This is a genomic window from Nocardia sp. NPDC052254 (assembly GCF_040679495.1).
GTDB lineage: Bacteria > Actinomycetota > Actinomycetes > Mycobacteriales > Mycobacteriaceae > Nocardia.
The window spans coordinates 1-13,406 of the sequence record NZ_JBFAUW010000003.1 but is presented as its reverse complement, the minus strand read 5'-3'; the positions used below and the strand labels follow the sequence as shown (position 1 = coordinate 13,406).

The window sequence follows — 13,406 nt, the reverse complement described above, 5'->3', positions numbered from 1 at the left end:
CGGACCACCGGTGGGGCGCGCACGACGACCGACGCACCGAACCGGCGGCGGCGCCCACCGGCGTGCCTGTCCGGGTTTTTTCTCCGACGAGCGAAGGAGTCTCCTTGTCCGCACCGAACCTCACCCGCGAGCAGGCTGTCGCGAGAGCCGCGACGATCAGCGTGGACAATTATCGCGTCGAACTCGACCTCACCGGGCAGCCGGCGAATCCCGCCACTGCGGCCGGGGAGACCTTCTTCTCACGATCCACGGTCACGTTCACCGCTACCCCCGGCGCGGAGACCTTCGTCGACATCGTGGCCGCCGGTGTGCGCTCGGCCGTGCTCAACGGCACGGCACTCGATGTCTCCGGCTACGACGAAGCCCACGGGCTGACCCTGTCCGGCCTCGCCGAGAACAACGAACTCGTGGTCGAGGCGGACTGCGAGTATTCCCACACCGGTGAGGGCCTGCACCGGTTCGTCGATCCCACCGACGACAAGGTCTATCTGTACTCGCAATTCGAGACCGCCGATGCCAAGCGGATGTTCGCCTGCTTCGATCAGCCCGACCTCAAGGCCGCCTACGACATGATCGTGACCGCCCCCGCGGACTGGGAGGTCATCTCCAATGGCGCGGCGACCGCGACCCGCACGATCGGCGCCGAATCCTCGGATCGCTCCGCAGGTTCCGCTCCTGCCGTCGAGCACACCTTCGCCACCACACCGCGGATGAGCACCTATCTGGTCGCCCTGATCGCCGGTCCGTACGCCAAGTGGATCGACATGTACACCGACGATCAGTCCACCATCCCGCTGGGCATCTACTGCCGAGCCTCACTCGCCGAATTCATGGACGCCGAACGGCTTTTCACCGAGACCAAGCAGGGTTTCGCGTTCTATCACCGCAACTTCGGCATCCCCTACGTCTTCGGCAAGTACGACCAGCTGTTCGTTCCGGAGTTCAATGCCGGCGCCATGGAGAACGCCGGTGCGGTGACCTTCCTCGAGGATTACGTCTTCCGTTCCAAGGTCACCCGCGCCTCCTACGAGCGTCGCGCGGAAACCGTCCTGCACGAGATGGCGCACATGTGGTTCGGCGATCTGGTCACCATGAAGTGGTGGGACGACCTGTGGCTGAACGAGTCGTTCGCCACCTTCGCCTCGGTGCTGTGTCAGACCGAGGCCACCGAATACACCGGCGCCTGGACCACTTTCGCGAACGTGGAGAAGTCGTGGGCCTACCGGCAGGACCAGCTGCCCTCCACACACCCCATCGCCGCCGACATTCCCGACCTGGCGGCCGTGGAGGTCAATTTCGACGGCATCACCTACGCCAAGGGCGCATCGGTGCTCAAGCAGCTGGTGGCCTATGTCGGGCTGGAGCCGTTCCTGGCCGGTCTGCGGGACTACTTCGCCGCGCACGCTTTCGGCAATGCCACCTTCGACGATCTGGTCGGCGCGCTCGAGAAGTCCTCGGGGCGCGACCTTTCCAGCTGGGGTGCGCAGTGGCTCAAGACCACCGGCCTCAATACACTTCGCCCGGAGTTCGAGGTCGACGACGAGGGCAGGTTCACCCGGTTCACCGTCGTCCAGGGCGGTGCGGAGCCCGGTGCCGGTGAGTACCGCGTCCATCGGCTCGCGGTCGGCGTCTACGACGATCGCGACGGAAAACTGGTACGCACCAAGCGAATCGAGATCGATGTCGATGCGGCCGAACGCACCGATGTGCCCGACCTGGTGGGTGTCGAACGCGGGCAGCTGATTCTGGTCAACGACGACGACCTGACCTACTGCTCACTGCGCCTGGACCCGCGGTCGCTCGAGACGGTCGTGGCCCGCGTCGCCGATATCGCCGAATCGCTGCCGCGCACCCTGTGCTGGTCCGCGGCGTGGGAGATGGCGCGCCAGGCCGAGATGCGGGCACGGGACTTCGTGGCCCTGGTCCAGAGTGGCATCGGCGGCGAGACCGAAATCGGTGTCGTCCAACGGCTGCTGATGCAGACGCAGACCGCGCTCGGCAGCTACGCCGATCCGGAATGGGCCGATCAGACCGGCTGGCCGGCCTTCGCCGACCGGCTCCTGGAGCTGGCCCGGGCCGCCGCGCCCGGTTCGGATCACCAGCTGGCATTCGTCAATGCTCTCACCGCTGCCCGGCTGTCGCCCTGGCACTGCGAGGTGCTCGGCACCCTGCTGCTGGATTCGGATCCGGCCTCGGCCCAGTTGTCCGGACTCACGGTCGACACCGATCTGCGGTGGCGGATCGTGCAGGCGCTGGCAGCGTCCGGACAGCTCGACTCCGAGAGCACCGACACCCCGGTGATCGACGCCGAACTCGAACGCGACCCCACCGCCGCGGGCCGCAGGCAGGCTTCGGCGGCCGCGACCGCCCGCCCGCAGGCCGAGGTCAAGGAGAAGGCATGGCGGACCGTCATGGACGATGACTCGGTGCCGAACATCACCGCCCGCGCCATCGTCGGCGGATTCGCTCCGGCGGGGCAGGGCGAGCTGCTGGCACCGTACGTCCAGCGCTATTTCGACGAGATCGCCTCGGTCTGGGAGCGGCGTTCCAGTGAGGTCGCGCAGACCGTCGTGATCGGGCTCTACCCGCACTGGGCGATCACGCCCGAGGCGGTCGCGGCGGCCGACAAGTTCCTCACCGGGAATCACCCGCCGGCCCTGCGCCGCTTGGTGATCGAAGGAAAAGCCGGTATCGAGCGTTCCCTGCGGGCACGGGCCGCCGATATCGCCTGAGCCGTTCCGTTGCGGCGCCCACCGATCGGCGTGGGCGTCGCAATACCGGGCGGACGAGCGCGCTGCTGTGGGCAGATCTGCTCACAGCAGCATCGGCCGCGCGGTCGCCTCCTGCTCGGGCACGGTGGGGGCATGGCTCACGACGAAAAGACTCCCCTGTTCGGCTGGCGGATGCGCGAGCAGTTGCTCGGTCGCCGCGTTCTCGTTCTGGACGGCGGACTCGATGATGACAACGGAACCGTTCTCACCACCCAATTGCTGACACTGGCGGCCGAGGATCCCGAGGCCGACATCTCCTTGTGGATCCATTCCCCGGGCGGCTCGGTGCCGTCGATGCTGGCGATCCGCGACGTCATGCGACTGGTACCGTGCCGGGTCTCCACCCTGGCTCTCGGGTTGGCCTGCAGCGCAGGGCAATTCCTGCTGTCCGCCGGAACCAGGGGCACGCGTTTCGCTCTGCCGCACGCCCGCATCCTGATGCATCAGGGGTCGGCGGGTATCGGAGGCAGCGCGGGCGAGGTGGAGGTGCAGGCCGACGATCTGCGCCACACCGTGAACACCGTGCTCGGACTGATCGCCGAGGACACCGGCCAGCCCTTCGACCGGGTGTACGAGGATTCCCTGCACGATCGCTGGTTCACGGCCACTCAAGCCCAGGAGTACGGCTTCATCGACCACATCGTCGACTCCTTCGATCAGGTCATTCCGCAACGTCAGCGCCTCGGCATCTCGGCCTGAGAGCCGGGGAAGGAGTATCATGACCAGCTACACCATTCCCAATGTCATCGCCCAGCATTCGGGCGGCGAGCGGATCATGGACGTCTACTCGCACCTGCTCACCGAACGCATCGTCTATCTCGGCACACCCATCGATGCCGGGGTGGCGAATGCGCTGATCGCCCAGCTGCTGCATCTGGACGCCGACAGTGCCGGGCAGGAGATCAACCTCTACATCAACTGCGAGGGCGGTGATCTGTCCGCGATGCTCGCGGTCTACGACACCATGCAGCACCTCTCGTCACCGGTGGCGACGACCTGTGTCGGGCAGGCCATCGCGGTGGGTGCGGTATTGCTGGCCGGTGGTGCGGCACAGCGACGTTCGATCCTCCCGCACGCTCGGGTCGTCCTCCATCAACCGGCCACCCGGGGCCAGGGCGCGATTCCGGATCTCATCATCCAGGCCGACGAGCTGGTCCGGATGCGGGCCGAGATCGAGGAGATTCTGTCCCGCCACACCGGACAGGAGATCGCGACGCTGCGCCACGACACCGACCGCGATCGGGTTTTCACCGCGCAGTCGGCGGTGGATTACGGATTGGTCGATCGAATCCTCGGTGCCCGCGATTGATCCGCCGCGCGCGGTACTCCCGCGGCCCTCAGGCGGCGAGCAGCGTGGGTCCGGCCGGACGCCGGCCGACAAGGGGGGCGACCGGCCGTAGCCGACCGGCGATCTCGGTGGTCAACTCCCCGAGAGAAGTACCGAGGGCCCCCGCCAGCGCGGCGATCATCTCGCTCGAGGGCTCCTTGCGACCACGTTCGATCTCGGAGAGGTACTGCGGCGATATCCCGGCCCGACCGGCCGTTTCCGCCAGCGTCTCCGCCTGATCGCGGCGGAGTTCGCGCAGCCGCTCACCGAGCACCTCACGCCACAGTGGTTCCGTGGCCGGGCGCGACGGCGGTACGGGTACCAGCTCCGGGCGCGAGTGCACACCGGATTCGGCCGGTACGGTGCGCCACGGACGAGCGTCCGCGGGCGATGCCGAGGTGTCGTCCCGGCCGCCGGGGAGCGAGTGCAGTCTCGGATGCTCGGCCATGGTGTGAGCCTAGAGTCGGCCGAGCAGGCCGTGCCCGCACTTACGCTCACAGCGTATTCGGGCCCGGACACCACGAAGGTGGCGAAACGCACGGTGCCTCTCCCAGGTCGTCCCGGGAGAGGCACCGGCATGGCTTGTGTGAACCAGCGCGAGCGTGCTGATCAGCCTCGATACCTCGATGAAGCGGGACCGCCGAGCCGATCGGCGGAACCGTCGAGAAGTATCAGCTCGGGCGGCCGATCGATGCGGCCATCACGCGGACGGCCGATACCAGGCCGTCGACGAGCTTGCCCTGCCGCAGCGAGGACAGCGCGGCGGTCAGACCCAGCTGGAGAACCTGATCGCTGACACGGTCGGCCACATCGCGACCGGAGCGGACCTCGACCGCCTTGTCATTGGGCGAGACAGCGATGAGCACCGAACGTGCCGCCTCGGGGGTCGCCGGGAACACCGCGTCGGCGCCTGCGGCGGTGTCCGCGCCCAGATCGCCGATGTAGATGTTGAACCGGACCTTCGTGGTACGAGTCGCCTCGGTGAGGGTGTTGTCCATCAGCAGCCGTTCGGAATCGTTGAACGGCGCTTCCTTGAACACATCACCGGCCTCGTGCACACCGGACACCCGACCGCTGGTCGTCACGGCGTATCCGTGCGGCAGGGTGGACTCGTCCACCGCGGGCCAACTAGAACTTGCCACTTACCCGGCCTCCGATCAGATCTGCCCCGGATTCGATTGCCGCATGATGCCCATGCGACGCCTCAGCGACGTCGTGACCGAAGACGGTCACCTCATCCGTCGCGCTCCACAGCACCGGCGCGGCGGTCCACTTGTTACCGAGGTCGTAGTGGACCGGTTTCTCACCGGGCAGTGGTTTGCCGAGGAACGACAACCCGGCGATCACCGCGTAGATCACCAGCGGGATGCCGAGAAACACCAGCACTGTTTCGAGAATGCTCACGGATCAACGGTAGACGATCGCCGATTGCCGGTCAGCTTCGAGCCACTCGAGTCACACCAACCAGGCCGCGGCGTCGGGTGGTAACAGGCCCCCCTCGAGCTCGGTGCTCGTCAGCAGCACCGTTCCCGGCGGCAGCGCGATCGGCGCCGCGGAGGCGTTCAGTACGCAGATCAGCCCGCCGGGCCGGCGAAAGGCCAGGCAGTCCTGCGGGCCGCCGTACCAATCGATGGTGTCGCCGTCGAATTCGGCTCGCGTTCGGCGCAATTCGAGTGCGGTGCGATACAGCGACAGCGTCGAGTCGAGACGTTCGAGTTCCGCCTCCACGGTCCGGTCGGCCCAGGACGACGGAATCGGCAGCCAGGACGAGGGACCGGCGGTGAAACCGAACGGAGGTGCGTCACCCTCCCACGGAATCGGGACCCGGCAGCCATCGCGCCCGCGCCGGGTATGACCGGACCGTTCCCAGACGGGATCCTGGAGTGCTTCCTCGGGGAGATCGTCGACATCGGGTAACCCGAGTTCGGCGCCGTTGTAGACGAAGACGGCTCCCGGCAAGGCGAGCTCCAGCAATGCCATCGCCCGCGCCCGGGCCAGCCCGAGCGGGCCGCCGCCGTATCGGGTCACCTCCCGCTCGATGTCGTGATTGGACAGCGTCCATGTCGGCACCGCATCCACGCCCGCGACCGCGGCCAGCGAATTCTCCATTGCCGCACGGATGTTCACGGCATCGAAGCTCGTCTCGGCGAGGCGGAAATTGAAGGCCAGATGGAGCTCGTCGGGACGCACGTACTCACCGAATCGCACATTGTCGTCGACCCACACCTCGCCGATCGCGACCGCGGTGGGGTATTCGTCGAGTACCTTGCGCAACCGCCGATGGATGTCGTGCACACCGGGATCGTTGAACCGCGGATCGTCGTCGTCATGGACGAGCAGCTTCGAGTCCGCGGCCGCGGCGTCCATATCGGGCAGTCCCGGCGGTTTGGCCATACCGTGTGCGACATCGATGCGGAAACCGTCCACACCGCGGTCGAGCCAGAACCGCATGGTCTGCTCGAAATCCGCGATGACCTCCGGATTGTCCCAGTTCAGATCCGGCTGCTCGGGTGCGAAAAGATGCAGATACCACTGACCGGGCGATCCGTCGGGTTCAGCGATCCGGGTCCAGGCCGGTCCGCCGAAGACGCTGGGCCAATTGTTCGGCGGCAGTGCGCCATCCGCCCCACGGCCGTCGCGGAAGATGTAGCGGGCCCGCTCGGGACTGCCGACCGGCGCGGCCGATGCCGCGGCGAACCACGGGTGCCGGTCGCTGGTGTGATTGGGCACCAGATCCATCGTGACCCGGATGCCGCGTTCGTGCGCTTCGGCGATCACCTGGTCGAGTGTTTCCCGATCGCCGAACAGCGGGTCGATGTCGCGCGGGTCGCTGACGTCGTATCCGCCGTCGACCATCGGCGATCGCATCACCGGGCAGATCCACAGGGCGTCGACGCCCAGCAATTCCAGATAGCCGAGGCGGTCACGAATTCCGCCGAGATCGCCGACGCCGTCGCCGGAGGAGTCGGCGAACGACCGCGGATAGATCTGATAAAAGACCGCCGATCGCCACCACGGCACCGTCGATCCCGCGGTCCCCACCGCATCGGATTCAGCATGTCCCCCGGCCGATGACGCTGTCACAATCGTCCATGGTGCCAAAACCCCACCCCCCTGTCCGATCGGGAATACCACTTTGGCGCAAATGAGCAACTGCCCAGCAGTCGACCCATCGGACGTGAACCCTCACAGTCCGAGGGCCATCGTCCCCGTTCGACTCACATCGGGGAATTGATCAGCGAATTCGCGGCCATCTCCAGGTAATCGAGCAGTGCACGACGATGTTCGTCATCGAGAATCTCCGGCTCGATCTCGGCAACCCCGATGCGCATACAGCGCAACCACGCATCACGTTCGATCGGACCGATGGTGAAAGGCATGTGCCGCATCCGCAGCCGCGGATGCCCGCGCTCGTCGGAATAGGTACGCGGACCGCCCCAATACTGTTCGAGGAACATCCGCAGCCGGCGCTCGGCTGGGCCGAGATCCTCCTCCGGATACAGTGGCCGCAGGATCTCGTCGGCGGCCACCTCCCGGTAGAACGCCGCCACGATGCGGCGGAAGGTGTCCGCTCCGCCGACCGCCTCGTAGAACGATGTCGCCGTCTGTTCTCCGGAAGTCATCGACCCTCTCGATCTGTTCGCCTGCCCGGTACCGCCCACCATTGTGCCCGCCTCCGCCCGGCCGGGCCCACCGGTCGCGGGTACCGCACACCGGACACCGGCGGATCACCCGGCGTTCAACGCGGCGACCACGCACGGATGCGAACACCGCCGATAATCGCCCGGACACCGCACAGAACAACCCTGCACCCCGTCGACCACCGGCGATCGGCGCACACGACCCGATTTCCACACCGAAATCACTGTGCACACGGGCACGTTCCGTGGTCAACTGGGTGACAGTGTCTGCCGACAGCACACGAACCGAACTAGCAGAATTCGGGGTTCATCAATGAAGCAGCGGCACGGCGCCCGCCCACACGAGGCGAGAGCGCACCGACAACTCCAGCCCGCCGACGTCCACAATCGTGGGTCGGGGGCTACTCCGCTGCATATCCTCTCCGCATACTCCTCCCCGGGATCTACCCCGTCCCCTCAGCCCGAAACCGTGGCAGCCGCGTGGTCGAAACGCCGGGTGCTACTTCTCAACGCCACCTACGAGCCACTCACCGCACTGCCGGCGCGGCGCGCGATAGTGCTCCTGGTCTGCGACAAGGCCGATACCGTTCATCACAATCCCGAGGGTCCCGTCGTCCACTCCGCCGGCGAATCGGTCACCCTGCCCTCGGTGATCCGGCTCCGAAATTATGTCCGAGTGCCGTATCGGGCCCGGGTTCCCATGACGCGAGCAGCGCTCATGCACCGGGACCGATACCGCTGCGCCTACTGCGGCGGCAAGGCCGAGACGATCGATCACGTCATTCCACGCAGTCGCGGGGGCGCCCATTCCTGGGAGAACTGCGTGGCCTCCTGCGCTCCCTGCAACCATCGCAAGGCCGACAAGCTCCTCAGTGAGCTCGGGTGGACTCTCGGACACCCGCTGGTCTCCCCACAGGGCCCGCATTGGCGGTTGTTGTCGACCACCTCCGATCTCGATCCGGTGTGGCTGCAATATCTGGGCGAAGGCGCCGCCTGACCTCGAATTTCCGGTGCGTCAATCACAAATGTGAGCACCGCTCTTGCGGTCTCCGCGCTCATGCGGCAGACTTGCGTCAGCACGCAAGAGCGTTGCTCTCTAAAGTGATCGGAGCCCACAATGTCGGATCTGCATGTCGTCACCGGAGCCGGACCCGTCGGCACCACCATCGCCGAACAGCTCGCCGCGGCGGGAACTTCGGTCCGGGTTCTGACCCGCTCCGGGAGCGGTCCGGTCCACCCGCTCATCGAGCGACGCGCGGTCGATGTCAATGATCGCGATCGGCTGGCCGAGGCGGTCGATGGTGCCGTCGCGGTGTATCACTGCATCCACGGCTCGCAGTACTCCGCCCGGACCTGGCTGGCCGAACTGCCCCGCGCCGAGCAGACGATGCTCGAGGTCGCGGGCCGAGCGGGTGCCGTGGTGGTATTCCCGGAGAGCCTGTACTCCTACGGCCCGGTCGATCGGCCGATGACCGAAGATATGCCGCGCACAGCCGATTTCGGCAAACCGGCGGTCCGCGTCCAGCTGCTGCGCGCCCGCGATGCCTCACCGACTCCGACTGTGAGCGTGGCCGCCTCGGATTTCATCGGCCCGCATGTGCGTAACGCGCACGCCGGTGAGCGGATGGTGCCGAACATCTTGGCAGGTAAGACCGTTCAGGTCTTCGGGAAGGCCGATCTGCCGCACTCGTTCACCTACCTGCCGGATCTCGCGGCCGCCATGATCCGATCCGCCGCGGACCGCACGCTGTGGAACAGCTTCCTGCACGCCCCCACCGCACCCGCGGTGTCGATGCGGGAACTGGTCGGGGCACTCGGCGCGGCCGCACAGGTGCCGACGCCGAAGGTCTTCGCGGTGCCGGGCTGGACGCTGCGCACGGCCGGGGTCGTGAACACCTTGATGCGGGAACTGGCGGAGATGAATTACCAGTTCGAGCGACCCTTCGTCCTCGATTCCTCCCGCAGCGAGAAGCTCCTGGGCCGCACCCCAACCCCGTTGGCGGAGGTGGCGGCCGGAACCGTGGCGTGGTGGAAGTCGGTGTCAGCCGGCGAGCAGGGGACCGCTTCGGCGCCGGGCCACCGACCCGTACCGAGCGTCCAGGCGTAGCCAGCTCGGCGTGGCGCGCACCCGGACGGTCTCGCTGGGCGAGATCCGCCGGGAGTCGGCCGCCCCGCCGGAATGCGGGATGAAATCCATTGCGGTCAGGGCGAATACGACCCGCATCGGCACCTCGACCACCTGGTCGACGCCGGTCACGGTCAGTACCGTCTGCTCCAGCAGCGAGGCCGGCGGACCGTGCCCAGCACTGTGCTCGGCCGCCAATTGCGCACCGCGTTCGGCCAGTTCGACCAGGCTGCGTGCCGGCACATCGTCGATGTGCTCGAAGCCTGTTGCCGGTGGCAGCGCGGTACGCCAGGCGGAGTCCATCGAATAACCGATATCGATGCGCCCGTCCGCGGCGGGGCCGGTGAGTCCGGCCAGTGCGGTATCGCCCGCGACGGTGACGTCGGCGACTTCGAGTTCGCCGACCACCGTACGGGCGGCCAGTACCTCGAATCCCGTTGCCGCCCAGGCCGTCACATGGCGGTCACCACGCCGACGCAGACGAACGATCGCCGCCGGGTCCAGCCGGACGGCGTGGGTGAGGAAAGTTGCCAGATTTTCCCGCTCGGCTGGATCGACTATCCGCAGCATCGAACCGTGATGAATCGACGTCGTCGCGCTAGTCTGCCCGCCAGAGGCTCAGGTAGTCCCGCTCTTCGGCCGTCAACCGGCGCAACCGCTGGGTATCGATGTCGAATGCGGCGATCTGGGTGGTGGCGATGACCGCCGGCGGTGAGTCCAGCGCGCCGCCATTGGCCCTGACCTCGTAGCCGATCGTGAAATCGACCGCACGCAACTTCTCGATCCACATCGCCACGTCCAGGGGGGTGTCCTCGTGCCGAAGCTGACCGCGGTACCGCACATGCAGATCGGCCAGCACACAGCCGGTGCGCAGACCGGCCGTCGGGCGATCGTCCTCGAACAACCACGGAATGCGGGCCTCCTCCAGCAGGGTCACCATCCGGGCATGGTTGATGTGCTGGAAAACGTCCATGTCCGACCAGCGGACATCGACCTTCGCGTGAAAACGTTTGGGCAGGACGACGGCACTGGCCACCTGCGGGGCACCGTTCACCGAGCCGACATTGGTCACGCTGTACACCTCCGATCGGATGCCGTCCACGCGCCGCCGGGCGGCGGTCCTCGCGTGAACGGTCGAGCAAGCCCGAAGCGGTGTCGCGCGTAGCGACGGCACCGCTTCGGCTACCCAGTATGCAGTGTCCGCGCCGAAGCGCACCTCAGCGCGGTACCTCCGACTGCGCCCCGACACCGCTGACCATGCTGCGGACCTGGCGCGCGGCCACCGACAGAGTCGCCAGATCGTGAGCACCCGAAGCGAACAATTCCGACAGCGCCGCGCGGGCGCGGCCGAGCCGGGACTGATTCTTCGACTCCCAGTAGGCGATCTTCTCCTCGGCGGTCTCCTCCGGATCGCCGGCGGACAGGACGTCGAGAGTGAGTGAACGGAGCGAACCGTACATATCGTCGCGCAACGCCAACCTGGCCAGAGCGTGCCAGCGATCGCCGCGTTCGAGGTGACTGACCGCCTGCAACAGCCAGTCGATCTTCAGATGCTCGTTCAGCGCGTAGTACAGCGCACCGACCTCTTCTCCGCTGCGGTCGGTGATATCGGCGATATCGACAACATCCAGCAGCGGGAACAGGTTGAGCAGCCCGAACACCTCGGTGGCGAGCTCCTGTGGCACACCCCGCGAGACGATCTTCGCCGAAGACTCCGACAGTGTGTCGAGGTGGTGGCCACGCAACCAGCCCGGCACCTTGGGCGCGAGTTCACGCACCGGACCGCTGTAGCGATGGATCTCGGCACCGACCGCCACCGGCTGCGGACGATTACTCAGCAGCCATCGCGACGCGCGGTCGAGGGTCCGCTTGGTCTCCAGTTCGAGCTCGTCCTTCACCGCCGTCGACACGTCGGATGCCCGGATCCGCTTCCACAGCGACGGCATGTCGAAGATCTGACTGGTCGCGGCGAAGGCACGAACCACATCGGTGGTGCTCGCGCCGATCTCCTCGTTGAGCCGATGGGCATAGGTGATGCCGCCGAGATCGACCATTTCGTTGATCACCATGGTGGTGACGATCTCGCGCCGCAGCCGATGGCGCTTGATCGCGCCACCGAAGCGCGTGCGCAGCGCCTCCGGGAAGTATTCGGGCAGGCACGCGGCGAAGTAGGCACTGTCGGGCAGATCGGTGTCGAGCAGATCGGCCTTCAGCGACAACTTCACGTGGGCCAGCAGATTCGCCAGTTCCGGTGAGGTGAGTCCAGCACCTGCTTCGGCGCGGCGCGCCAGCTCCTTGGCCGACGGAAGCGCCTCCAACTCGCGGTCCAGGCCACGCCGTCGCTCGAGATCCGCGATCACGCGGGTGTGCACATTGAGCATGCGGGGCGACTCGGTCCGCGACATCCCCATCAGGAAGTTCTGGGAGACGTTGTCGCGCAACACCATTTCCGACACGTCGTCGGTCATCGAGGCGAGTAGCGGATTGCGGTCGTCGACCGGCAGCTCGCCGGCGGAGACCACACCGTCCAGCAGAACCTTGATGTTGACCTCATGGTCCGAGCAGTCGACGCCGGCGGAATTGTCCAGGGCGTCGGTATTGCACTTGCCACCGACTTTGCAGAATTCGATGCGTCCCAACGCCGTGACGCCGAGGTTGCCGCCCTCGCCGATCACCCGCACGCGCAGAGCGTCGGCATTCACCCGCACCGCGTCGTTGGATTTGTCACCGACGTCGGCATTCGATTCGCTGCTGGCCTTGATGTAGGTGCCGATACCGCCGTTCCACAACAGCTGGACGGGCGAGCACAGAATGGCGCGAATCATTTCCGGCGGCGACAGCGAGACCACACCGTCGTCGAGTCCGAGCGCACGCCGGATTTCGGGGCTGACCGGAATGGCCTTGACCGTACGATCCCAGACGCCGCCGCCGGTGCTGATCAACGACGCGTCGTAATCCGCCCACGACGACCGCGGCAACCCGAACAACCGCAACCGCTCCGCAAACGACGACGCCGCCACCGGATCCGGATCGATGAAAATATGCCGATGATCGAACGCCGCCACCAGCCGAATATGCTCCGACAACAACATCCCATTACCGAACACATCACCCGACATGTCCCCCACACCCACCACCGAAAACTCCTGGCACTGAGTATCGACATTCATCTCCGCAAAATGACGCTTGACACTCTCCCAAGCACCCTTCGCGGTAATCCCCATCGCCTTGTGGTCATACCCCGCCGAACCACCCGACGCGAAAGCATCACCCAACCAGAATCCGTAGTCTTTCGCGACACCATTGGCGATATCGGAGAAGGTCGCCGTGCCCTTGTCGGCGGCCACCACCAGGTACGTGTCGTCACCGTCGCGGCGCACCACCCGCTCCGGCGGCACGACCGCACCGCTCGCGTGATCCACGTTGTCGGTCAGATCCAATAGTCCAGAGATGAAGGTGCGGTAGCAGGCGATCCCCTCCGCCTGCATGGCCTGCCGATCAACCGACGCGTCACCGGTGGCGACCGGCGGACGCTTCACCAC

General features: G+C 66.5%; 13 protein-coding genes. 5 read left to right on the top strand and 8 right to left on the bottom strand.

Annotated elements, in window-relative coordinates:
* Positions 1-104 precede the first annotated feature (104 nt).
* From pepN to AB0L57_RS09290, 3 genes are all read left to right on the top strand, one after another.
* Positions 105-2,732 (top strand): aminopeptidase N, encoded by a 2,628-nt coding sequence (gene pepN, locus AB0L57_RS09300; RefSeq protein ID WP_364959400.1) that lies wholly within the window; start codon positions 105-107, stop codon positions 2,730-2,732.
* Positions 2,733-2,864: 132 nt separating this feature from the next.
* A complete protein-coding gene (locus tag AB0L57_RS09295) occupies positions 2,865-3,470 on the top strand; it encodes an ATP-dependent Clp protease proteolytic subunit (protein WP_364959398.1) in 606 nt (201 codons plus the stop codon).
* 19 nt (positions 3,471-3,489) lie between these two features.
* Positions 3,490-4,080 (top strand): ATP-dependent Clp protease proteolytic subunit, encoded by a 591-nt coding sequence (locus AB0L57_RS09290; RefSeq protein WP_364959396.1) that lies wholly within the window; start codon positions 3,490-3,492, stop codon positions 4,078-4,080.
* Between the two features lie 28 nt (positions 4,081-4,108).
* Here AB0L57_RS09290 and AB0L57_RS09285 read toward each other — a convergent pair whose 3' ends face one another.
* The 5 genes from AB0L57_RS09285 to AB0L57_RS09265 all read right to left on the bottom strand — a co-directional run bounded on the left by AB0L57_RS09285 (position 4,109) and on the right by AB0L57_RS09265 (position 7,721).
* Positions 4,109-4,441 (bottom strand): helix-turn-helix transcriptional regulator, encoded by a 333-nt coding sequence (locus tag AB0L57_RS09285; RefSeq protein ID WP_364960524.1) that lies wholly within the window; start codon positions 4,439-4,441, stop codon positions 4,109-4,111.
* A gap of 328 nt (positions 4,442-4,769) precedes the next feature.
* Positions 4,770-5,216: a DUF5130 family protein gene (locus AB0L57_RS09280; protein ID WP_364959395.1), complete on the bottom strand. Its 447-nt coding sequence runs from the start codon at positions 5,214-5,216 to the stop codon at positions 4,770-4,772.
* Positions 5,217-5,226: 10 nt separating this feature from the next.
* Positions 5,227-5,502: a hypothetical protein gene (locus tag AB0L57_RS09275; RefSeq protein WP_364959393.1), complete on the bottom strand. Its 276-nt coding sequence runs from the start codon at positions 5,500-5,502 to the stop codon at positions 5,227-5,229.
* Positions 5,503-5,553: 51 nt separating this feature from the next.
* Positions 5,554-7,140: a glycoside hydrolase family 13 protein gene (locus AB0L57_RS09270; RefSeq protein WP_364960522.1), complete on the bottom strand. Its 1,587-nt coding sequence runs from the start codon at positions 7,138-7,140 to the stop codon at positions 5,554-5,556.
* Positions 7,141-7,316: 176 nt separating this feature from the next.
* Positions 7,317-7,721 (bottom strand): globin, encoded by a 405-nt coding sequence (locus AB0L57_RS09265; RefSeq protein ID WP_364959391.1) that lies wholly within the window; start codon positions 7,719-7,721, stop codon positions 7,317-7,319.
* 331 nt (positions 7,722-8,052) lie between these two features.
* On the opposite strand from AB0L57_RS09265, the gene AB0L57_RS09260 reads away from it, so the two are divergent.
* Together AB0L57_RS09260 and AB0L57_RS09255 are read left to right on the top strand one after the other, a co-directional pair.
* Entirely contained in the window at positions 8,053-8,736 is a 684-nt protein-coding gene (locus AB0L57_RS09260) for an HNH endonuclease (protein WP_364959390.1), read from the top strand.
* A 120-nt stretch (positions 8,737-8,856) separates the two neighbouring features.
* On the top strand, positions 8,857-9,846 hold the full coding sequence (locus AB0L57_RS09255) for an NAD-dependent epimerase/dehydratase family protein (protein WP_364959388.1): 990 nt from the start codon (positions 8,857-8,859) through the stop codon (positions 9,844-9,846).
* On the opposite strand, the gene AB0L57_RS09250 is transcribed toward AB0L57_RS09255, so the two are convergent.
* The 3 genes from AB0L57_RS09250 to AB0L57_RS09240 form a co-directional block, all read right to left on the bottom strand.
* Positions 9,781-10,434 (bottom strand): hypothetical protein, encoded by a 654-nt coding sequence (locus tag AB0L57_RS09250; RefSeq protein ID WP_364959386.1) that lies wholly within the window; start codon positions 10,432-10,434, stop codon positions 9,781-9,783. The genes AB0L57_RS09255 and AB0L57_RS09250 overlap by 66 nt on opposite strands.
* A gap of 28 nt (positions 10,435-10,462) precedes the next feature.
* Entirely contained in the window at positions 10,463-10,918 is a 456-nt protein-coding gene (locus AB0L57_RS09245) for a thioesterase family protein (protein WP_364960520.1), read from the bottom strand.
* Between the two features lie 163 nt (positions 10,919-11,081).
* The coding region (locus AB0L57_RS09240) for an NAD-glutamate dehydrogenase domain-containing protein (RefSeq protein ID WP_364959384.1) at positions 11,082-13,406 on the bottom strand (2,325 nt) is incomplete at its 5' end.

Coding starts and splice junctions, on each gene's coding strand:
- AB0L57_RS09295 (WP_364959398.1), top strand. CDS start 2,865: ATGGCTCACGACGAAAAGACTCCCCTGTTCGGCTGGCGGATGCGCGAG.
- AB0L57_RS09290 (WP_364959396.1), top strand. CDS start 3,490: ATGACCAGCTACACCATTCCCAATGTCATCGCCCAGCATTCGGGCGGC.
- AB0L57_RS09265 (WP_364959391.1), bottom strand. CDS start 7,721: ATGACTTCCGGAGAACAGACGGCGACATCGTTCTACGAGGCGGTCGGC.
- AB0L57_RS09260 (WP_364959390.1), top strand. CDS start 8,053: ATGAAGCAGCGGCACGGCGCCCGCCCACACGAGGCGAGAGCGCACCGA.
- AB0L57_RS09255 (WP_364959388.1), top strand. CDS start 8,857: ATGTCGGATCTGCATGTCGTCACCGGAGCCGGACCCGTCGGCACCACC.
- AB0L57_RS09250 (WP_364959386.1), bottom strand. CDS start 10,434: ATGCTGCGGATAGTCGATCCAGCCGAGCGGGAAAATCTGGCAACTTTC.